This is a genomic window from uncultured Arthrobacter sp., assembly GCF_964021775.1.
Taxonomy (GTDB): Bacteria; Actinomycetota; Actinomycetes; order Actinomycetales; family Micrococcaceae; genus Arthrobacter.
Genome location: NZ_CAXHZI010000003.1, coordinates 313,984 through 335,158, shown reverse-complemented (window position 1 = coordinate 335,158; position 21,175 = coordinate 313,984). Strand labels below are relative to the sequence as shown.

At 68.1% G+C, this 21,175-nt stretch carries 18 protein-coding genes; 7 read left to right on the top strand and 11 right to left on the bottom strand.

Annotation, left to right across the window (positions count from 1 at the left end; all coding sequences use genetic code 11):
* Positions 1 to 104: 104 nt before the first annotated feature.
* The 3 genes from ABIN76_RS05190 to ABIN76_RS05180 all read right to left on the bottom strand — a co-directional run bounded on the left by ABIN76_RS05190 (position 105) and on the right by ABIN76_RS05180 (position 5,167).
* The gene (locus ABIN76_RS05190) at positions 105 to 1,379 is read right to left on the bottom strand and encodes a serpin family protein (protein ID WP_346958642.1); all 1,275 of its coding nucleotides are present in this window, start codon (positions 1,377 to 1,379) and stop codon (positions 105 to 107) included.
* A 205-nt stretch (positions 1,380 to 1,584) separates the two neighbouring features.
* Positions 1,585 to 3,333: a pyruvate dehydrogenase gene (locus ABIN76_RS05185; protein WP_346958641.1), complete on the bottom strand. Its 1,749-nt coding sequence runs from the start codon at positions 3,331 to 3,333 to the stop codon at positions 1,585 to 1,587.
* Between the two features lie 322 nt (positions 3,334 to 3,655).
* Positions 3,656 to 5,167 carry a helix-turn-helix domain-containing protein gene (locus ABIN76_RS05180; RefSeq protein WP_346958640.1) on the bottom strand — a complete coding sequence of 504 codons (1,512 nt, stop codon included), beginning with the start codon at positions 5,165 to 5,167 and terminating at the stop codon, positions 3,656 to 3,658.
* 140 nt (positions 5,168 to 5,307) lie between these two features.
* On the opposite strand from ABIN76_RS05180, the gene aceA reads away from it, so the two are divergent.
* Positions 5,308 to 6,624: an isocitrate lyase gene (gene aceA / locus ABIN76_RS05175; protein WP_346958639.1), complete on the top strand. Its 1,317-nt coding sequence runs from the start codon at positions 5,308 to 5,310 to the stop codon at positions 6,622 to 6,624.
* Between the two features lie 250 nt (positions 6,625 to 6,874).
* Positions 6,875 to 8,539 (top strand): malate synthase A, encoded by a 1,665-nt coding sequence (gene aceB / locus ABIN76_RS05170; protein ID WP_346958638.1) that lies wholly within the window; start codon positions 6,875 to 6,877, stop codon positions 8,537 to 8,539.
* 229 nt (positions 8,540 to 8,768) lie between these two features.
* Here aceB and ABIN76_RS05165 read toward each other — a convergent pair whose 3' ends face one another.
* On the bottom strand, positions 8,769 to 9,917 hold the full coding sequence (locus tag ABIN76_RS05165) for an MFS transporter (protein ID WP_346958660.1): 1,149 nt from the start codon (positions 9,915 to 9,917) through the stop codon (positions 8,769 to 8,771).
* 195 nt (positions 9,918 to 10,112) lie between these two features.
* Between ABIN76_RS05165 and ABIN76_RS05160 the strand changes: the two genes are divergently transcribed.
* Positions 10,113 to 10,649, top strand: coding sequence for a GNAT family N-acetyltransferase (locus ABIN76_RS05160; protein ID WP_346958637.1), 537 nt, complete (start codon positions 10,113 to 10,115; stop codon positions 10,647 to 10,649).
* Between the two features lie 153 nt (positions 10,650 to 10,802).
* Positions 10,803 to 11,513 carry a DsbA family oxidoreductase gene (locus tag ABIN76_RS05155; protein WP_346958636.1) on the top strand — a complete coding sequence of 237 codons (711 nt, stop codon included), beginning with the start codon at positions 10,803 to 10,805 and terminating at the stop codon, positions 11,511 to 11,513.
* Between the two features lie 162 nt (positions 11,514 to 11,675).
* On the opposite strand, the gene ABIN76_RS05150 is transcribed toward ABIN76_RS05155, so the two are convergent.
* Positions 11,676 to 11,933: a hypothetical protein gene (locus ABIN76_RS05150; protein WP_346958635.1), complete on the bottom strand. Its 258-nt coding sequence runs from the start codon at positions 11,931 to 11,933 to the stop codon at positions 11,676 to 11,678.
* Positions 11,934 to 12,154: 221 nt separating this feature from the next.
* Between ABIN76_RS05150 and ABIN76_RS05145 the strand changes: the two genes are divergently transcribed.
* Positions 12,155 to 12,793: a TetR/AcrR family transcriptional regulator gene (locus tag ABIN76_RS05145; protein WP_346958634.1), complete on the top strand. Its 639-nt coding sequence runs from the start codon at positions 12,155 to 12,157 to the stop codon at positions 12,791 to 12,793.
* Positions 12,794 to 12,853: 60 nt separating this feature from the next.
* Here ABIN76_RS05145 and ABIN76_RS05140 read toward each other — a convergent pair whose 3' ends face one another.
* Positions 12,854 to 13,534 carry a LytR C-terminal domain-containing protein gene (locus ABIN76_RS05140; RefSeq protein ID WP_346958633.1) on the bottom strand — a complete coding sequence of 227 codons (681 nt, stop codon included), beginning with the start codon at positions 13,532 to 13,534 and terminating at the stop codon, positions 12,854 to 12,856.
* Entirely contained in the window at positions 13,527 to 13,826 is a 300-nt protein-coding gene (locus ABIN76_RS05135; protein ID WP_175322235.1) for a type II toxin-antitoxin system VapB family antitoxin, read from the bottom strand. Before ABIN76_RS05135 ends, ABIN76_RS05140 begins: the two co-directional genes overlap by 8 nt.
* Positions 13,827 to 14,035: 209 nt before the next feature.
* Here ABIN76_RS05135 and ABIN76_RS05130 point away from each other — a divergent pair, with 209 nt between their 5' ends.
* Together ABIN76_RS05130 and ABIN76_RS05125 are read left to right on the top strand one after the other, a co-directional pair.
* On the top strand, positions 14,036 to 14,947 hold the full coding sequence (locus tag ABIN76_RS05130; protein WP_346958632.1) for a hypothetical protein: 912 nt from the start codon (positions 14,036 to 14,038) through the stop codon (positions 14,945 to 14,947).
* Between the two features lie 262 nt (positions 14,948 to 15,209).
* Positions 15,210 to 16,649, top strand: coding sequence for a stealth family protein (locus ABIN76_RS05125; protein WP_346958659.1), 1,440 nt, complete (start codon positions 15,210 to 15,212; stop codon positions 16,647 to 16,649).
* Here ABIN76_RS05125 and ABIN76_RS05120 read toward each other — a convergent pair.
* The 4 genes from ABIN76_RS05120 to ABIN76_RS05105 all read right to left on the bottom strand — a co-directional run bounded on the left by ABIN76_RS05120 (position 16,646) and on the right by ABIN76_RS05105 (position 20,975).
* A complete protein-coding gene (locus ABIN76_RS05120) occupies positions 16,646 to 17,590 on the bottom strand; it encodes a phosphodiesterase (RefSeq protein WP_346958631.1) in 945 nt (314 codons plus the stop codon). The genes ABIN76_RS05125 and ABIN76_RS05120 overlap by 4 nt on opposite strands.
* Positions 17,591 to 17,797: 207 nt before the next feature.
* Complete coding sequence (gene fdhA / locus ABIN76_RS05115; RefSeq protein WP_346958630.1) at positions 17,798 to 19,009, bottom strand: formaldehyde dehydrogenase, glutathione-independent; 1,212 nt, start codon at positions 19,007 to 19,009, stop codon at positions 17,798 to 17,800.
* Positions 19,010 to 19,306: 297 nt separating this feature from the next.
* Positions 19,307 to 19,792 carry a glutathione peroxidase gene (locus ABIN76_RS05110; RefSeq protein WP_346958629.1) on the bottom strand — a complete coding sequence of 162 codons (486 nt, stop codon included), beginning with the start codon at positions 19,790 to 19,792 and terminating at the stop codon, positions 19,307 to 19,309.
* A 100-nt stretch (positions 19,793 to 19,892) separates the two neighbouring features.
* Positions 19,893 to 20,975, bottom strand: a complete 1,083-nt coding sequence (locus tag ABIN76_RS05105; RefSeq protein ID WP_346958628.1) for a M23 family metallopeptidase — start codon at positions 20,973 to 20,975, stop codon at positions 19,893 to 19,895.
* Positions 20,976 to 21,175 lie beyond the last annotated feature (200 nt).

Sequence of the window (21,175 nt, the reverse complement as noted above, 5' to 3'; positions counted from 1 at the left end):
GCTGCCCGCCGGACGCTCCCTCACCTCTGGCAGCTACCCGCCGGACGCTCCCTCACCTGCTGAGGGAGCGTCCGGTTTTTGCACGCAAAACCTGAGGGAGCGTCTCATGATGCGCTGGGGTCGGACACCTTGCCCATGAATAGCGGCAGCCCGGTCTCGACGTGGACGATCTCGTACTGGAACGGCCGGTCGAAACGGATCACCTTGTCGGCGGCGGTGCCGCTCACTGCCCGCGCGTTGATCTGGGTCGCGGCGGCGGCAATCGTGCCCTTCTCCGCCGCGGTAATGGTGGCGGATTGGCCTGCCTCCGTGATTTTGAGGCCGCGCTGGATCGAGTCGAAGTCGCTCTCGGTCCGGAGCATTTCCTGCAGGCCCAGTTCGGCGAAGACTTGGCGCAGCTCGAAAGTGCTCTTGAGGTCCCACCGCGGCAGGAAGAGTTGCGTCGGTGCCGGGGGCGCGGTCTCAAGGGCCCGCTCCACGTCGGCAAGCTTCTGCGCGTCGAGCCTGGAAGCCCCTGGATCCGGCAGCACCAGCCGCATTACGAAGCCGTCGGCATAAGGCAGGTCCACCGCCTCCCAGCCTTTGCCCCGGGCGGAGGCGAGCTCCTGGACGCCGGACATGGTGGGGACCGAAACCTGCCCGCCGTCCGCCGTCGTGAAGGGCCGGTCGGAGGTGTCCGCCGGGTCGAAGGGGACCTTCCACGCCGAGGCGAAGTACACCGCATTGAGCACGCTGAAAGTGTTTTTGCGGTTGTACTTCGCGGGCGCCTTCTTGATCCGCCCGCCGGTGTTCTTGTTCACCCAGGCGTCGATCGCCGGTCCGGTGGTGTCCTCATCCTGAAAGTCCACCGGGTACACGCCGGTGCCGTAGTACCGGGCCAGGGAATCCAGATACCGTTCCCCGGTGGGCACGCCCTTGTCCACAAACAGGCCGTTTGCGCTGTGCAGGACCGGCCGGCGGGGCGGGTTCTTCTCGTCCACCGTGCCGGGGTCGCCGTCGAAGGCCTCCAGGGATGCGAGCAGTGCATTCAAGGCCTCGTCACGGTGCTGGGTGGGGAGGCCCAGGACTTTGTCCATCTCGGCAGCCGTTGCCCCGGTCGCACCTGTCCGCAGCATGGCGAGGGCAATCAGCAGGCTGCCCGGGGATGAGACCACGTTGCCGTTTCCGGCCGCCCCGCCGTCTGCCAGAAGCGCGGCGCCAAGTTTCCGCGCCGACGCCCGGAGCTGAGCCAGCTCGGCCGGGTAGGCGGAGCGGTCCGCCGCAACGCGTTCGACGCCGTCGGCCTTGAGCAGCGCCGGCGGCGCGGCCGAACAGGCCGAGAGGACCAGCGCCAAGCCCGCCGCGGCAGCCATGAAGCGTGCCGGAATCTTCTGTTTCATTGCGCCCCCAAGGCCTGCCCAACCGCGTGGAATCGCGGAGATCCGCCTAGGGCCAGTCAAGCACCGGGGGCTGGCCCGCGGCTAGCCCTTGGCCATTTCGTTGCTTCCCCGCCCAGTAGATGCGTCGTCCCTGTGTGTCACCCCGCACGGAACCGTCGAAACGAAGGTGGGCCGCCACCGCGCCGGTCCACGAGGGCCCGGCCCGTCAGCGCCGCGGGATGTTGCGCAGGTTGCTGCGGGCCATGCTCACGGCTTCGCCGGCGCCCCGATTGAGGACCACCTTGGACATGGCCGTGGCGAAGCCCAGGATCTGCGCGCCCTTGACCTTCGGCGGGATCGAGAGTGCCTTGGGATCCGTGATCAGCTCCACCAGCGACGGCCCGGGGTGCGCAAACGCCTCCCGGTACGCGGCCTCGATTTTCGCCGGGTCGGTCACACGGACGGCGTGGAAGCCCAGGGCGCGGGCCACGTCGGCGTAGTTGGCGTCGGGCACGTCGACGCCAAAGTCGGGCAGCCCGTCCACCAGCATCTCAAGCTTGACCATGCCCAGGGTGGAGTTGTTGAAGACCACCACGTTGACCGGGAGCCGGTGCGCTGCGACAGTGATCAGCTCGCCCAGGAGCATCGACAGGCCGCCGTCGCCGGAGACCGAGACCACCTGGCGTCCCGGGTAGGCCAGCTGGGCGCCGATGGCGTGCGGCAGCGCGTTGGCCATGGAGCCGTGCAGGTACGAGCCGATCAGCCGGCGGGTGCCCAGCGGGTTGATGTACCGGGCGGTCCAGACGTTGCACATGCCCGTATCCGCGGTGAAGACCGCATCCTCCGCCGCCACCTGATCCAGCAGCGAGGCCGCGTATTCGGGGTGGATCGGCTGGGTTTTTTCGACCTTGCGGGTGTAGGCGCCAACGGCCTTGTTCATCAGCCGGTCGTGCTTCTTGAGCATCGAGTCGAGGAAGCGGCGGCTCTTCTTCGGCTTCAGCAGGGGCATGAGGGCCGCGAGCGTGGGCAGCACGTCGCCGTGCACGGCGACGTCGACGTCGGTCCGCCGGCCCAGGTTCTGCGCGGCGCGGTCGACCTGCGCGGTCCGGGTCCCGGGCAGGAACTGGTCGTAGGGGAAGTCGGTGCCGAGCAGGATCAGCAGGTCCGCGTCCTCGATCCCCTCGGCCGCGGCGCCGTAGCCGAGCAGGCCGGTCATGCCGATGTCGTAGGGGTTGTCGTACTGCATGAAGTCCTTGCCGCGCAGCGAGTGCCCGATCGGCGCGGCGAGCAGTTCGGCGAGCGCGATCACCTCGTCGTGCGCGCCGTCGACGCCGGCCCCGGCGAAGATGGCCACCTTCCCGGCGTCGTTGATGGCGTCCGCAAGCTCCCGCACGCTCGCGGGGTCAGGTACCAGCGCCGCCGGCCGGAAGGCTGCCGGCGCCGGGGTTTCGGCGGTCGCCTCCAGCCCGGCGATGTCGCCGGGCAGGGTCACGACGGCGACGCCTCGGAGGGCGACGGCGTGCTGGATGGCGCTGTGCATCACCCGCGGCGCCTGTTCTGCGGTGCTGATGAGTTCGGAGTACACCGAGCACTCGTTGAAGAGCCGGTCCGGGTGGGTTTCCTGGAAGAAGCTGCTGCCGATCTGCTTGCTCGGGATGTGCGAGGCGATGGCGAGGACCGGCGCGCCGGAGCGGTTGGCGTCGTAAAGGCCGTTGATCAGGTGCAGGTTGCCCGGGCCGCACGAGCCGGCGCAGACCGCGAGCCGGCCGGTCAGCTGGGCCTCCGCCGCGGCGGCGAAGGCCGCGGCCTCCTCATGCCGGACGTGGATCCAGTCGATCCCGCCCTTCGCGGCGCCGCCGGTCTTCCGGACGGCGTCGACAATCGGATTGAGGCTGTCGCCGACAATCCCGTAGATCCGCTGCACGCCGGCAGCTTGGAGTTGTTCGACGAGCTGGGTGGCAAGTTCCTTGGCCATGGGTGCACGCTCCCGCGAGGTGGATCGATGAGCTGACACTGGCCAATATAGTCCGCCCACCTTGGCGCGGGTCCCAGAAGGACGCTCCCTCAGGTTCTGCAGCGGTTCCATGAACGCTCCCTCAGGTTCTGCAGCGATTCCATGAACGCTCCCTCAGGTTCCGCAACAGATCACTACACGCTCCCTCAGGTGATGCGCAGATGCGTCACACTGAAAAACGCCGAATCTGCGGGAGCGTCGCACCCACAGGCGCAGGACCTGAGGGAGCGTCCGGCGAAACCGCGCAGGACCTGAGGGAGCGTCGGACCGGAAACCGTCGGGCTCAGCTCCCCGAGTGGGCCTGCAGGAAGGAGTAGACCTCGGTTTCGTCCACGCCGGGGAAGGCGCCGGGCGGCATCGCCGCGAGCAGGTGCGAGTGGGCGCGGGCCGACGGCCAGGCGTTGCCGGCCCACTCCGCGGTCAGCGACGCCGGGGGCCTGCGGCAGCAGCTCTCGTCCGGACAGGTGGACTTGGACCGCTCCGTGGTGTCGCGGCCGCGGAACCACTTCACCTGCGCGTAGGGCACCCCCACGGAGAGTGAGAATTCCCCGTTCGCGGACCGCTCCGTCCGGGCCGTGCACCAGTACGTCCCGGCCGGTGTGTCGGTGTACTGGTTGTAAGCGCTGAACTTGTCCGGCACATCGAACACCACCCGGGAGGTCCAGTTCTTGCACGAGGGCTGGCCCTCGATGGCGCCGGTGTGGTCCTGCGGGAACGTCACGCCGTCGTTCTCATACGCCTTGTAGATGATGCCGCTCTTGTGAGTCTTCTGAAAGTGCGTGCGCAGGTCCAGGTGCTGCGTGGCGAGGTTGGTGAAGCGGTGCGCGGCGGTCTCGTAGGACACCGCGAACGCGTCGCGGATGTCCTCCACCGCGATTTCCTTCGCCGCTTTGGCCTTCTGCAGGAAATCCACGGTGGCCTGCTCCGGCAGCATCAGCGCTGCCGCGAAGTAGTTCGTCGCGACCCGCTGCATCAGGAAGTCGCCGTAGTTCGTGGGCGTCTGGTGGCCCAGGACGTAGTGGCCCAGGGCCTGCAGCAGCACCGACCGCGGGTCGTGGTCGCTGCGGGCATTCTGCGTGAGGTAAATTCGGCGGTTCTTGAGATCCGTCACCGAACGGGTGGAATGCGGCAGGTCCCCCACGTGGTGCAGGCTGAATCCGAGGTGCCCGGCGATGTCCGCGATCACGTGGTGGGACAACGGCCCGGATGTGTGGCCCACCGACGCGAGGACCTTCTGCGCTTCCGCCTCGTACTCCGGGAAGTAGTTGTTCCGCTCCCGCATCATGGCCCGCAGTTCACCGTTGGCCCGGCGGGCTTCCTCCGGTGTGGCGACCTGCTCGTTGAGCCGGCGTTCCAGCTCATGCTGCAGCCCCACCATGGACTCCAGTACATCCATCGGCAGCCGCGAACTGATGCGGATCCGGGGCAGTTTCAGGGACTCGTACAGGGGGCTGCGCTGGTAGCGCTCCAGCTCGATCTCGAGGGCCGCGCGGCGGTTCGGCGGTTCCGCGCCGAGCAGTTCGTCGATGCTGACGCCCAACGCCGCCGCGAGCTGCTGGAGCAAGCCGAGCTTGGGCTCACGCTTGCCGTTTTCGATCAGGCTCAGCTGGCTCGGCGCCGTCCCGACGGCGGCACTTAGGTCATCGAGCGTGAGCCCGGCGGCCTTGCGCAGGTGGCGGACCCTGCGGCCCATGCTGATGACGTCCACCTCCGGCTCTGCAGAGAGGGGCGCGGAGACGGCCTGACGGTTCCAGCTGTTTGGATGCATTTCTTGAGAATACGGGAAGAAGTGCACTTCTTTCCATAGTTTCCCTCTAGCAACCCCATTGAAAGTGCAGAAAAGTAGGTCTTACGGAAAGATTCACACCCCGGGAACCGCCGGCCGGCCCGCAGCGAAGCGGGCCTGCCGGCCCCGGACCCATCAAGGAGACAAAGATGACTGCAGCAATTGAGCCCACCCAGCAGACGCCCGAAGAGCAGGCTGCCGCCCTGGAGCTCGAGTGGGCTGCCAACCCGCGCTGGGAAGGCGTCACTCGGGATTACTCGGCATCCGACGTCGTCCGCCTCCGCGGCCGCGTCTCCGAGGAACACACGCTGGCCCGCCGCGGCTCGGAGAAGCTGTGGAAGCAGCTCACCGCGGAGCACAAGGAGGGCAAGTACACCAACGCCCTCGGCGCCCTGACCGGCAACCAGGCCGTGCAGCAGGTCAAGGCCGGGCTGCGCGCCATCTACCTTTCCGGCTGGCAGGTTGCCGCCGACGCGAACAACTCCGGCCACACCTACCCGGACCAGTCGCTGTACCCGGCAAACTCCGTCCCCACCGTGGTCCGCCGCATCAACAACGCGCTGCTCCGCGCGGACCAGATCGAGTTCTCCGAAGGCATCCAGACCGTGGAGGACTGGATGGTGCCGATCGTCGCCGACGCCGAGGCCGGGTTCGGCGGTCCGCTGAACGCCTACGAGCTGATGAAGTCCATGATCCAGGCCGGCGCCTCGGGCGTTCACTGGGAAGACCAGCTCGCGTCTGAGAAGAAGTGCGGCCACCTCGGCGGCAAGGTCCTGATCCCCACCCAGCAGCACGTCCGCACGCTGAACGCCGCCCGCCTCGCCGCCGACGTCGCCGGCACGCCGTCGGTCATCATCGCCCGCACCGATGCCGAGGCAGCCACCCTGATCACCTCCGACGTCGACGAGCGCGACCAGGAATTCATCACGGGCGAACGGACCGCCGAGGGCTTCTACAAGGTCCGCAACGGAATCGAACCCTGCATCGCCCGGGCCAAGGCCTACGCCCCGTACTCCGACCTCATCTGGATGGAGACCGGCACCCCGGACCTAGAGCTGGCCCGCAAGTTCGCCGAATCGGTCAAGGCCGAGTTCCCGGACCAGATGCTCTCCTACAACTGCTCGCCGTCGTTCAACTGGCGCAAGCACCTCGACGACGCCACGATCGCGAAGTTCCAGCGCGAACTCGGCGCCATGGGCTTCACCTTCCAGTTCATCACCCTGGCCGGCTTCCACGCCCTGAACTACTCGATGTTCGACCTCGCCCACGGCTACGCCCGGGAAGGCATGAGCGCCTACGTCGAGCTGCAGGAGAAGGAATTCGCCTCCGAAGCACGCGGCTACACCGCCACCAAGCACCAGCGCGAAGTCGGCACCGGCTACTTCGACGACATCGCCACCGCGCTCAACCCGAACGCATCCACTTTGGCCCTCGTGGGATCCACAGAAGAAGGCCAGTTCCACTAATCCCCGCCCACGGTGGGCTGTTGATTCCGCTCACCCAAGGCACGACGGCGGCCGGCACCCATGGCGCCGCTGCCCCCGGGGCCGGGAAAGGTAATCCGGAAGCGTGCGTAAAAGGGGCCCCGTCCCCGCCCGGCCGAGCTCTGCGAGGCCAATGGCGGGGACGGGGAATAGCACGCGGAGGATTGCCTTTTTCGGCCCCAAACCGCCCCACCCGCCGTCGAACTTGCTTCTTCTTTAAGGAGAGATTGAAATGAACAGCTTCACTGACAACTTCACTATCAACGGGGTTACGTTGACGGCCCAGCCGATATGCCGGCAGAGCGAAGTGCTGACGCCGGACGCGCTGGCGTTTGTTGCCAAGCTGCACCGGGCGACGGCGGAGCGCCGCCAGGAGCTGTTGCGGGCCCGGCAGGAACGCCGCCAGCAGATCAGCAAGGGCCAGGACCCGCGGTTCCTCCCGGAGACCGCGTCAATCCGCAACGATCCGGACTGGCGCGTCGCTCCCCCGGCGCCGGGACTGACGGATCGCCGCGTCGAGATCACCGGCCCGGTGGACAAGAAGATGGCCATCAACGCCCTGAACTCGGGCGCCAAGGTGTGGCTGGCTGACATGGAGGATGCGTCCACGCCGTCTTGGCGCAACGTCATCCAGGGCCAGCTCAACCTGACCGACGCGCTGGAACGCCGGATTGATTTCACCTCCCCGGAAGGCAAGGAGTACAAGCTCCGCTCCGCCGAGGATCTGCCCACGGTCGTGGTCCGGCCCCGCGGCTGGCACCTGCCGGAAAAGCACATGATCATTGACGGCACCCCGGTGGCCGGCGGCATCGTGGACTTCGGCCTGTACTTCTTCCACAACGCCCGCCGCCTGATCGCACAGGGCAAGGGGCCGTACTTCTACCTGCCGAAGATCGAGAACCACCTCGAGGCGCGGCTGTGGAACGACATCTTCATCCTGGCCCAGGACCTGCTGGGCATCCCGCAGGGCACCATCCGCGCCACGGTGCTGATCGAGACCATCACCGCCGCGTTCGAGATGGAGGAGATCCTCTACGAGCTGCGCGAGCACGCCGCGGGCCTGAACGCCGGCCGCTGGGACTACATCTTCTCGCTGATCAAGAACTTCCGCACCCGCGGACCCCGCTTTGTGCTGCCGGACCGCGGCCAGGTAACCATGACGCAGCCGTTTATGCGCGCCTACACCGAACAGCTGGTGCGGGCCTGCCACAAGCGCGGCGCCATGGCGATCGGCGGCATGGCCGCGGCCGTCCCCAACCGCAAGGACCAGGAAGCCAACGCGATTGCCTTCGAGAAGGTGCGCGCCGACAAGACCCGCGAGGCAGCCGACGGTTTCGACGGCTCCTGGGTGGCGCACCCGGATCTGGTTCCGGTGTGCCGCGAAGTGTTCGACGGCGTCCTCGGCGACCGTCCGAACCAGCTGGACCGCCTCCGCGAGGACGTCACCCCGGATGACCGCGCGCTGATCGACATCTCCTCCACCACGGGCACCATCACCGAACAGGGTGTGCGGAACAACATCGAGGTGGGCATCCGCTACATCGAGTCCTGGCTGCGCGGCAACGGGGCAGTGGCCATCCACAACCTGATGGAGGACGCCGCGACCGCGGAGATCTCCCGCTCGCAGCTCTGGCAGTGGATCTTCTCCCGCGCCATCACGGACGCGGGCGATGTCATCACACACGAATGGGTCGAAGACATGCTGGATGAGGAGTTCGCCAAGCTGGAACGCTTCGAAGGCGACCGCTTCGCCGACGCCCGGGATATCTTCGAGGAGGTCACGCTCAGCAACGAGTTCCCCGCCTTCCTGACGCTGCCGGCCTACGACCGCTTCCTGCACGAAGCCCGCGACGGCGCCGAGCACACCGCCAGCGGAGCGGGCCTCGTGGCCGCCTAGAATTCCGTCCGCCGGGCTGCCACGCCCTTCGCAACAGGCTCCCCGAGATCCGGGGCGGCAGCCCGGCAACGGAACACCCTCCCCGAACCACCCGACAACGGCGTCGAACGGACACTTGAGGCCCATGTTTTCTTCACAACATGGGCCTCAAGTGTCCGTTCGCGCGGGCGGCTGGCTCGCGCAGACGGCGCGGCCCGCGCAGGTGGCTGGGTCAGTGCGGGCGGCTGGGTCAGTGCGGCTTCGGGATGTGGCGCAGGGACAGCGCACAGCCCAGGATGAACAGGGCTACCGAGCCCAGGATCATCAGCAGCGGCCCGGTCCAGGAGCCGGAGATGCCGTGCACGTAGCCCAGCAGGGTGGGGGCAGCGGCGCCGAAGCAGTATCCGGCGCCCTGGACGACTGCGGACATCCGGCCCGCCGAGGCCTGGTCGCGTGCCAGCCGGATGATGGCGATGAAGATCAGGGTGATGCCGCCGCCCTGGGCCACGCCACCGGAGGAGGACCACAGCCACCACAACTCCGGGGCGAGCAGGAGCCCCAACGGCACCGTCAGCCACAGCGCCCCCAGGGTGAGCCCGACCGTCGTCGTGCTGGCAAAACGCGCCACGAACGGAACGCCCAGCCCGCCCGCGATCGCCAGGATCTGGAAGAGCGAGGATCCGGCGCCGGCCGCCGACGGCGCCAGCCCCAGTTCATCGGCCAGGAGGCTGGGCAGCCAGGCGGTGACGCCATAGTAGGAGAAAGCCTGGCCGGCGAAGCCCGCGGTCAGGGCCACGGTGATCCAGCGCGACGCCGGCCGCCCCGCCGTCCGGGTCGGGTCTGCCCCGGGGATCGCTTCGGGCCGGAGCGAGCTGCTGCCGGCGGCCAGCACCCACACCGCGCCGGCGGCAACCGCGAAGAGGGCGCACGCCGCGATGGCCGGACGCCAGCCGAGCAGCTCCGCCAACGGCGCCGTGATCATGGACGTGACGAAGGAGCCGATGTTCAGGGCGGCGGTGTAGGTGCCCATGGCGGCGGCCTGCCTGGCCGGGCTGAAGTCGCGCCGGATGATGAGCGGGACCACAATGTTGCCGATCGTGATGGCGACGCCCAGGATTACGGTGCCGAGCATTACCAGGGCGCCCCCGCCGGCGGAGCGGACCACGACGCCCAGCAGCACGCCCAGCAGGGTCAGCGTGATCGCGAACTCCGGGCCCAGCTTCCGGCCGGTCAGCGAAGCCAGCGGGGCTGCGAGCGCGAAGCAGAGCACCGGGATCCCGGTCAGGAACCCGATTTCGACCGGTGAGAACCCCAGGTCCTGGCGCATGCTCCCCACCACCGGCGCCACCGCGACGAACGGCCCGCGCATGTTGAGGGCGATGAGTCCGATGGCGATCATCAGCAGCGAGCCGCGCGGGATCCTCGCCAGGGCGTTCACCCTGCCGTCCGCGGGCCGGCAACCGGACAGAAGTATGTTTTCATCAATCCCATTGCTATCACGCGGCCGCCGCGGGGCACGCCGCACCCGCCGGAAGATGACGGCCGCAGCTTCACGAAGGTCACCCCGCGCGGTCCGCAGACTAGGGTTTTTGGCATGACGCACGTGATCCGGAAGGCCACCGCCGACGACGCCGGCCCGCTGGCCGAACTGGCCGCCATCACCTTTCCACTCGCCTGCCCGCCGGAATCCCGCCCCGAGGATATCGCCGCGCACCTGGCGAATACGCTGAGCGAAGCCAACTTCCGGGAGTACCTCGCCGATCCGGATGTCACGGTGCTCGTGATCGACGCGGGCGGGACGCTCCGCGGCTACAGCCTGCTACTGGACCGGCGCACGGAGGATCCTGACGTGGCCGGCGTCCTGGACGCCGCGCCGAGCACGGAGCTGAGCAAGTGCTACGTCCATCCGGACCACCACGGCCTCGGCGCGGCGGCCGAGCTAATGCGGGCCAGCATCGCCGCGGCGGCCGGAACAGGCGCCCGCGGCCTCTGGCTCGGCGTGAACAGCCAGAACGCCCGTGCCATCAGGTTCTACGAGAAGTCCGGCTTCCGGAAAGTCGGTACGAAGTCGTTTAGGCTGGGGAAGACCGTGGAGCACGACTTCGTCATGGAGCGCCCGCTCGCCCCCTGACCGCACACCCTCCCCCGCCAGCCAGCCGGCCAGCGCGAACGTACACTTGGGGCCCAAGAAATCCGCGGTTCCAGGGCCGCAAGTGTCCGTTCGCGCTTTGTGAGATGGCGGGCCGGCGGGAATGGGCCCGGGTCCGGCGCGGTTGTCGCCAGCATGAAGATTGAGATCTGGTCCGACGTGGCCTGCCCCTGGTGCTACATCGGCAAGCGCCGTTTTGAAACCGCCCTCGCGGCGTTCCCTCACCGCGACGCCGTGGAGGTGCAGTGGCGCAGCTTCCAGCTGGACCCCTCCCTGCCGGAGCACTACGACGGCACCGAGTTGGACTACCTGAGCACCCGCAAGGGCATGGCGCCGGACCAGGTCAGCGGGATGTTCGAGCACGTGGCAGCGCAGGCCAGCGCCGAGGGGCTCAACTACCGGTTCGACGACGTCGTGGTGGCCAACAGTTTCACGGCCCACCGCCTGATCCACCTCGCCGCCGCGCACGGAAAGCAGGATGCCGCCAAGGAACGGCTGCTCAGCGACCACTTCGAGCACGGCCGCGATATCGGCAGCCGCGAATACCTCACCTCGCTGGGCCTGGAGCTAGGGATCGACGCCGGCGAGCTGGAAGAACTGTTCAGCACGGACAAATACGCCGACGCCGTCCGGCAGGACTTCGCGGAGGCCCGCGCTCTGGGCGTCAGGGGCGTGCCGTTCTTCGTCATCGACCGCAAATACGGCCTCTCGGGCGCCCAGCCTGCGGAAACCTTCACCGCAGCCCTCGAACAGGCCTGGCAGGAAAGCCACCCGCTGGTCATGGTCGACGCCGGCACGTCCGGTCCGGACGGTGCCGCCTGCGGCCCGGACGGGTGCCCCATCTGAGGCAACTCCCCAAGGCGGACGCCTCCCACTCCTGCGCGGACGCCTCCCACTCCTGCGCGAACGTACACTTGCGGCCCCAATAAACCGCCGGCGCGGGGCCTCAAGTGTACGTTCGCGCCCCAGGTGCCAGGCGGCGCGGGGCCTCAAGTGTACGTTCGCGCTTCAGGCGGGCTGGGCCAGTGCTGCGGTAAGACCGGACCCCAGCCCCGCAGCCGGGGCGCACCGGACGATCTCCAGCGCCTCGACGTCGAGCAGTTTCCGGGCGCCGGTCCGGGCGTCCAGGATCCAGAACAGTTCCATCAGCGGGATGGTCTGCGTGACCCGTCCGCGGTGGAACAGCTTGCCGTTGTGCCACGCCTCGATCTCGTCCCCGGCGGCCAGTTCCCCGCACGTCCGGATTGCCGTGTCTTCGACACCCATTTTCAGCTCCTCCCCATCAGCGCCCCGCCGTCGGGGCTCCGTTTGCCACCAGCATGCACGGGCGAAGTTTCGGGGGCGTTTCCGGGGCGTGATTTTCTCGCGACGCGCGCCGGCCCGACCCCGACTACCACCGGCACGTGCGGGGCTGGATCAGCGCATGCAAGGGCGCGCACGCCGAAGCTTCAGCCCTTTTTACTGACAGATCGCGCTAAAGTGTCCGTATGCCCAGGATTTCGGCCGCGAGCAACGCCGCCCAACGAGCCGAGACCCAGCGCCGCATCCTGACCGCCTTCGGCGAATTGCTCTTCACGCACGGGCTGCCCGGCCTGACCATGACCGACGTCGCCCGGCACGCCCGGATCGGCCGTACGGCCGTCTACAACTACTACGCGGACATCGAAGAGCTCCTCATTGCCTACGCGCTGGACGAGACCGAGCGTTTCCTCGTCGAACTGCGCGATTCCCTCGCGTCACTGGAGAACCCCGTGGAGCGGCTGGCGCTCTATGTGCGCGCCCAGGTGGCGGACCTGAGCCGCCGCCACCTCCCGCCGGGCCCCGCGATGGGCGCCGTCCTGTCCCCCGCATCCTTCGCCAAGCTGGCGGACCACGTGGGAGAACTCAGCCTGCTGCTGCAGGACATCCTGCGCGACGGCATGGCGCAGGGCTACCTCCCGGAGGCGGACATCTCCCAGCTCGCCCAGCTCATCCACGGCACGCTCTCCTCCAGCGCGGCGCGGGGCGACGGGGCCGGCCCAGACCCGGAAGCGGAGGCCCGGATCGCCCGGACCGTGCGCTTTATCCAACTCGGTGCCGGTGCCCGGTTCGACGACGACGGCCGTCCCCTCCGGCTCAGCGCCTAGCCGCGTCAGCCGCGCCGTCGAGCGCGGCACGCCCAACGCCGGCCAACGGCGGCGGCCGGCTCAGGGTTTGGGGCTCACCGGGACGATCGTCGGCACGACGGGCAGGGCCGGGTCCTCAACGATCCGGCGGGTCTCCCGCGGGCAGCTGAGCTTGCCCGGCGTCTGGTCCACGAGCGCCGGCTTGGCCAGTTCCTTGAAGTCCCCGGTCAGGATGACGTCCACGCTCGCGTCCTTGCGCCCGTCCTGGACGTAGTCGGAGCCGGGGAGGTTGCGCTGGACGCTGAACGCTCCGGACTGGCCGGCGGCCCCGGACACCACCAGCGCCACCCCGCGGTAGCCGGATTCGGTATTGCCCACCGCGCCCACCACGAACTTGCGGGCCAGGAATTCGTTGGCGACGGTCCGGGCCAGCCCCGGCCGGCTTGTGGAGTTGTAAACGTTCACCTTGATCTTGCCGTGCGGCGTGTAGTTATAAGTCGCATCCGGGCACAACGACGCCGCGGCCTGGCTGCGCTCCGCCGTCGGGATCTTGATCTGGCCGTTCATGATCGCCAGCGCCACCACAATGGCTCCGGCGACCAGCCCCACCAGGAGCACCAGGACGATGCCGTGCAGGATGCGCCGCCGCGTCCTTGCCGGGTTTTCCAGTTCGTCCCGTTCTGCGAAGGTGGCGCGCAGGTCGGAGCCGGTGATGACATTGTGCCCGTGCAGGACGGTGGGGTCCTTGGGCCGTCTAGCCATTTATTACCAGGACGCGGGCGTGGATCGCGGTGCGCTGGTGCAGCGCGGTGCGGACGGCCCGGTGCAGGCCGTCCTCCAGGTACAAAACGCCGCGGAATTCCACGACGTGCGGGAAGAGGTCCCCGAAGAACGTCGAGTCTTCGGCCAGCAGCGCTTCCAGGTCCAGGGTGCGTTTGGTGGTCACGAGTTCGTCCAGGCGGACCGGGCGCGGCGGCAGCGCCGCCCAGTCCTTGGGCGTGTTGAAACCATGGTCAGGGTACGGGCGTCCCTCGCCCACAGCTTTGAAGATCACCATGCAAGCCTAGGGAAGATCCCTGGCCAGGGGAATCACAGAGGCCACGGCGCCGGAGGTTGTGGCCAAACAGTGACCATTTGTCACTCCCGTGCACGGGTGTGTCACCGGCTTGAACGCCGCTGTCACAGCCCTTCCAGGGCGGGTCACCGCACGTCACGGGGCCGCCGCCGGAGGCGAAGTTCCGGCCCTGCTGAGAGAATGGACGCATGACTGAAACCGAGACTTCCGCCCTGCCGCTTTCGGCCCCGCCATTGGCCCTGCTGCTCGACGTCGACGGTCCGGTCGCGAGTCCGCTCACCCGCACCGTCCAGCCGGGAATCATCTCGGATCTGCTGGCCCTCGCGGCCGCCGGAATTCCGGTCATCTTCAACACCGGCCGCTCCGATGCTTTTATCCGCGAGCAGGTGATGGAGCCGATGATCGCCGCCGGGATGCCGGCCGGGATCCTCATCCACGCCATCTGCGAGAAGGGTGCCGTGTGGTTCAGCTACACCGCAGCCGGGCCGGGCGCGGTCCACGTGGACCGGGAACTCGCCATCCCGCAGGTCTTCGGGGACGACGTGCGGCGGCTCGTGGCGGAGGACTACGCCGCCCATATGTTCTATGACGAGACCAAGCGGGCCATGGTCTCCGTGGAGCAGCACATCGCCGTCGCCAATTCCGAGTACCGCGAGGAACAGGCCCTGTTCGACGCCGACGCCATGGATCTGATGCGCCGGCACGGCCTCGGCGTGGTGCGGCTGGACCATCACGCCCCGAACAGCGATGACCGGATCGACTACCGCGTGGACCCCACCATCATCTCCACCGACATCGAATCCGTCCGGCTGGGCAAGGACCTCGGTGCGAGCCGGGCCGTGGAACTGCTGGCGGCCCAGGGGATCACCCCGCAGGCCTGGCGGACGGTGGGCGACTCGCGCACGGACTACGCCATGGCCGACTGGCTGCACCACAACGACCACGCTGTGAAGCACGTGGACGTCCGTCCCGCCGACGGCGTTCCGGTGAAGCCGTACGGGATCCTGACCGCGGCCGATTTGGGCCTCGGCGACGAGGTCATCCACGACGACGCCGGCGCGGCGTTCCTGCGCCACTGGCGGGACGCTCTGGCCGGCTGAGAGCCGGCGCGCCGGGCGGTTTTGCGCCCCGCGTTATTATGCAAGTAGAGACCCTGCACCTTCACCAGCTCGGAGAATCGACATTACAGACGCATTGATCCAGGACGAGATTTACTACGGCAGCCAGGCAACCGAGGACAACCACGCCCACGCGGAGGTCACCTCACCGGCCGCCGTCGCCAGGCTCCGGACGCGCCCGGACGTGGTGCGCCGGCACGGCAGATATGCGCTGATCAATGAGAACCGCACGCCGTACCAGGCCATGGTTGAGGACCTGCTGTTCCTGCGGTCCGTGCTGGCCGGGGCGAACCTGGACTACCTCCTGGTCCGCGGCAACAACGACCGTCCGGTGATTGCCGTGGACTGGAAGAACCGCCGGGAACTCCGCGCCGCGCTGGTGGAGGCCTGCCGGGACGAGCCGTTTTACTCGATGACCGTGGACGCCAAAAAGAAGTCCTCCGTGCTGGTGGCCGACGGGGAGCTTTCCCTCAACCGCCAGGCCCGGATCTTCCGGCTCTACCGGCCCCGGGTGGAGCCGGAGGGCGGCCTGGAGTTCGGCGCCTCGGCCGGTGTCCAGCTGGAGCTCTGGAGCTTCGAGGGCGACGAGCTGATCCTGCCGATCGAAAATTCCCTGACCCGCCGGACTCTGCTGGCCCAGGACGCCGTCCGCGGCACCGTGGAACGCTACGGCCACACCTGGCCCACCATCGAGAACATGTTCGCCGACCACGCCAGCGACATCAGCTTCGACGTCGACCTGGTCTTCTCCTGGGTGGACGGCAGCTCGCCCGAGTACATCGCGGCCCGCCGCGCCCGGATGGCCGGCGTCGTTGTGGGTGAGGGGGACGACCACGAGGCGCGCTTCCGCCAGATCAATGAGCTGAAGTACGCCCTGCGCTCGGTTTACATGTTCGCGCCGTGGATCCGCCGGATCTTCATCGCGACCGACTCCCCCGCCCCGGAGTGGCTCGCGGACCACCCAGGCGTAACGATCGTCCGCAGCGAGGAGTTCTTCGCGGACCCCTCGGTGCTGCCGACGCACAATTCGCAGGCGGTCGAATGCCAACTCCACCACATCGAGGGACTTTCCGAGCACTTCCTGTATTCCAATGACGACATGTTCTTCGGCCGGGCTGTCCGGCCGGACATGTTCTTCACCCCGGGCGGGATCACCAAGTTCATTGAAGCGGAGACGCGCATCGGCCTGGGAGACAACGACGCCGAGCGCAGCGGCTTTGAGAACGCGGCGCGGGTCAACCGCAAGCTGCTCTGGGACCGCTTCGGACGGATCACCACCCGTCACCTGGAACACACCGCCGCTCCGCTCAGGCGCAGCGTCGTCGCCCAGATGGAGCAGGAATTCCCGGCCGAGTTCGCCAAGACGGCGGCCAGCAGGTTCCGGGCGGCGGACAACATCTCCGTGACGAATTCGTTCTACCACTACTACGCGCTGCTGACCGGGCGGGCCGTCACCCAGACCGCGGCCAAGGTGCGGTACGTGGATACGACCGCCCGCGCGGGCCTGAACTACCTGCCCAAGCTGCTGTCCAAGCGGAACATGGATTTCTTCTGCCTCAACGACGGCAGCTTCCCCGAGGTGGAAGCCGAGGAGCGCGCCGAACTGGTGACCGATTTCCTGGAGAAATACTTCCCGATAAAGGCGCCCTGGGAGAAGGAGCAGCGCCCGGCTAGTCCCCGTTAGTTCCGGGTGGTGAGCCGGCGGTGGCCGGGGGTCTGGGCCGGATCTTCGAGCCTCGCCTGCCGCGGAATCCGGATCCCGGCCGCGGCGATCCGCCGCCGGACTTCTTCGGCCGTGACGAATTCGCCCACCGCGGGCAAAGTGTCGCCGACCTGCACCACGGAGTGCACGATCGTGTGCTCGTAGACGTGGACCAGGTTGAAGGACTGCCCGCTGTCCCGCCCTCGGCTGCCGCCCACGGGGACGTTCAGGTCCTGGGTGTAACACGTGGCCGAAGCTACCGAGACGGGGATGCCGGCGAACATCGCCGTCGTGGAATAGTGAAGGTGGCCGCCCAGGATGGTCCGGACGTCGGAGTTCCTCAGGACCCCGGCGAGCGCCGCCTGGCCACGGAGCTCTACCAGCACGGCGAGCTCCAGCACGGACGGCACCGGCGGGTGGTGCAGGGCCAGGATGGTGCCGTCCGGCGCCGGCGTCGCAAGCTCCGCGGCGAGCCACTCAAGCTGCGCCGGACTAAGTTCGCCATGGTGGAACCCGGGCACCGAGGTGTCCAGCGTGATGATCCGCAGACCGTTGATGAAGTAGCTGTGGTCCACCGGGGCGTCGTCGGCGGGTTGGTCCAGCAGCCCGGTCCGGAAGTTGGCCCGGTCGTCGTGGTTGCCCATCGCCCAAATGACTTTGGCGCCCATCGCCTTGCAGGCGGGGTCCACGATGGCACGGAGCTTCGCGTAGGCCTCCGCCTCGCCGCGGTCGGCCAGGTCACCGGTGAAAATCACGGCTTCGGGTCGCGCGCCGGAGGCACGGACTTGATCGAAAAGTTGTCTGAGCCGGGAGTCGCCGTCCACCACACCGTGCAGGGGATCCGTACCGCCCAGCAAATGCGGATCGCTCAAGTGGAGGAGGAAATGACGTGGCCGGGGGTGCTCGGCCTCGATGAGCTCCATTGCAACCTTCCTGGTTGGGTGGGGGCATTTGCCTCCAGCGTCCCTCTCAGTTAGATCTATCCAACCAGACTTTCGGCCGGCAATGTGCAAACTCCAGTAGGCATGTTTGAAAAACGGCAATAATCGGGTAAGCCGGCGGGCACATACCTGCTCGGGTATATGCCGGTATGTGCCCGCCGGAGAGTGGACTACTCGGTTGTGTAGCGGCTAGCTGAGGTAGCCGTTCGGGTTAAGCACGTACTTCGTGGCGGCACCGGCGTCGAACTCGGCGTAGCCCTTCGGTGCGTCCTCAAGCGAGATCGCCTTGGCGTTGACGTTCTTCGCGATCTGGACCTTGTCGTGCAGGATCGCCATCATGAGCCCGCGGTTGTACTTCATCACGGGGCACTGCCCGGTAGTGAAGCTCAGCGACTTGGCCCAGCCGGTGCCCAAGCTCAGCGAGAGCGCACCCTTCTTGGCGGCCTCGTCGATGCCGCCCGGGTCCCCCGTGACGTAGAGGCCCGGAATGCCTAAGGCCCCGCCGGCGGTCGTGAGCTCCATCAGCGAATTGAGCACCGTCGCCGGAGCCTCCTTGGCGTCGTGGCCGTGCCCCTTGGCTTCGAAGCCGACGGCGTCGACGCCGCAGTCGACTTCGGGGATTCCTAGGATCTGCTCGATCTGCTCGGCCGGTCCGCCCTGGGAGAGGTCCACGGTCTCGCAGCCGAAGCTGCGCGCCTGCTTGAGCCGGTCCTCGTTCATGTCACCGACAATCACGACGGCGGCGCCCAGCAGCTGCGCACTCGTGGCCGCAGCGAGGCCCACGGGTCCGGCCCCGGCGATGTAGACGGTGGAGCCGACGCCGACGCCGGCAGTGACGGCGCCGTGGAAGCCGGTGGGGAAGATGTCAGACAGCATGGTCAGGTCCATGATCTTCTCAAGGGCCTGGTCCCGGTCGGGGAACTTCAGCAGGTTCCAGTCCGCGTACGGGACCAGGACGTAGTTTGCCTGGCCTCCCACCCAGCCGCCCATGTCCACGTACCCGTACGCTGCGCCCGGACGGGCGGGGTTGACGTTCAGGCAAATGCCGGTCTTGCGTTCCTTGCAGTTCCGGCAGCGGCCACAGGCGATGTTGAAGGGGACGGAACAGATGTCCCCCACCTTGATGAACTCGACGTCCGGGCCGACCTCCACGACTTCGCCAGTGATTTCGTGGCCCAGCACCAGGTCTGCCGGGGCGGTGGTGCGCCCGCGGACCATGTGCTGGTCCGAGCCGCAGATGTTCGTGGCAACGGTTTTGAGGATTACGCCATGGCGCACCGGGCGGCCCACGTTGGCGGGGTTGACCCCCGGGCCGTCTTTGAGCTCGAAGGTGGGATAGTCAATGTCGATCAGTTCGACTTTTCCTGGCCCTTTGTAGGCAACGGCTTTGTTTCCTGTCATCACTTTCCTCCTGGTTTCACGGACCCCCAAAGTTGAGTGCCCAGTTGTGACTCACGAAGCATTCTGATGCGCCCTCCACAGGGCCTATGTCGGCTGCGCTGCCGACGGGCGGACGTGTCTGCGCCGCGGGTGTGCCCGGTATGTCGGAGGGTGTCGCCAGTCTAGGCCGGAAGCAGGCTTTGGGGTAGGGCCCCTTGTGCCCTTGCGTGGCCCGCTGCCCGGCCGGGGCGGCCAGTTGCCCCGCTGAGTCGACCGGCGGAGGCCCGGCGCGGCGGCCGGCGGAGGCCCGACTTGGGCTCAGCCGAGCGCCTGCCGCACGGCTTCGATGACCTCCGGCGAGTCCGGCTCGACGGTCGGCGCGAAGCGGGCCACGATCTCGCCGTCGCGGTTCACTAGGAACTTCTCGAAGTTCCACTTCACCAACCCCGGCAGCAGGCCGTTTTTGAACTTGGTCAACTGCGCATAAAGCGGATGCTGGTTCCTGCCGCGGACGTTTGCCTTGGTGGTCAGCGGGAAGGTCACGCCGAAGTTGCGTTCGCAGAACTCCGCGATTTCCGCGTCGGCGCCCGGCTCCTGCCCGGCGAACTGGTTGCACGGAACGCCCAGGACGGTGAAGCCCTCCTCCCGGAACTTGTTGTGCAGGGCCTCCAGCCCGGCGTACTGCGGCGTGAACCCGCACTGGGATGCCACGTTCACCACCAGGACCACCTGGCCCCGGAACCGGCCAAAGTCCGTGTCGGTGCCGTCGTTAAGGGTCAGCGGGATGGAATGCAGGGACGTCATGGGGCGGTTTCCTCACGGGCTCGGTGGCAGGAAGAGTTTTCAACTGTGCTTCGGCACCGGAGGGCGCGGGTATGGGTCCGGGGCGCACCGGACCGTCGGGCTATTTTGTCGGGGACGCGACAGGCGCCAGTGGGTCCGCTGGCTTGGTGGCCGCCGTTTCCTGCGGTGCTGCCGTCAGGATAGGCGCCGGAGCGGGCGCGGCCGGGGCCGACGCCGGAGCGGTCACCGCCGTGGTGGGCGTCGGGGCCGGCGCGGGGGGCACGGCCGGGGCCGGCGCGGTGGACGGCGGGGTTGGAGTCGCCGTTGGGGTCGCAGTCGGCGTCGGCGTCGGGGTCGGCGTCGGCGTCGGGGTCGCAGTCGGCGTCGGGGTCGGCGTCGGGGTCGCCGTGGCGGAAGGCGCCGTGGGCTCCGGCTTCACTGTCGAGGTCGGCGTCGGCGTCGGCGTCGGCATCTCTGTGGCGGCCGGCGTCGGCTTGGCCGCAGCGGTGTCCGGAACCGCGGCCACAGGTGTCTCCTGCACCCCGCCGGTGACGGCGTGGGTGTGGTCCTCCGCCACCGGAATCGCCCAGTCCGCGCCAGTGCTCCCCGCGCCGCCGGAACCCTGTTTGCCGGCGCCGGGGGCATAGCTGACCATCTGGATGTCGTCGAGCCGGTCCACTTGCCGTGTTGGAAGGAATTTCCAGTCCAACGGGTTGGCGTGCGAGCCGTTGAGGATCGTCTCGAAGTGAAGGTGGCAGCCCGTGGACGAGCCGGTCGTGCCCACCCGGGCGATGACCTCGTCCACACCCACCGACTCGCCCTTCTTCACGGCGATGCCCTGGAGGTGGTTGTACGTGGTGATGAGACCGTTGCCGTGGTCGATTTCCACCCGGTTACCGCCGCCCCACGGGTGCCATCCGACCGCACGCACCACACCGGCGTCGGCCGAATACACCCGGGTCCCGCACGGGGCGGCAAAATCCTGGCCCCAGTGGAATTCGCCGGCGGTTCCGGTCAGCGGGCTGGTGCGCAGGCCAAACGGGGATGACTCCGTCAGCGACTCGAGCGGAGCCATCAGGAAACCCTTGGGTGGCCGCTGCAGGCCTGCCGATGCCACCCGGAGCTCGATCTTGCCGGCCTTGGACCTGGTCTGGACCGTGGTCCGGGCAAAGGACACCATTGCCCGGCGGTCGACGGTCAGCACCGATGAGCCCCGCCCGGCGCCCGCCGGATCAGCGGACGCGCTGGTTCCGGGATCCAGCAACGCTGGTCCAGGAGAGCCGGTGGCCAGCGCCGGCTGCGACGCCGCCCGGGCTGCCTCCCGCGCCAAGGGGCCGGCAGGCGCCGGAGGCCCAAAAACCAGCAAGGCGAGGGCCACACCAGAGGCCGCCGCCAGGGAGCGCG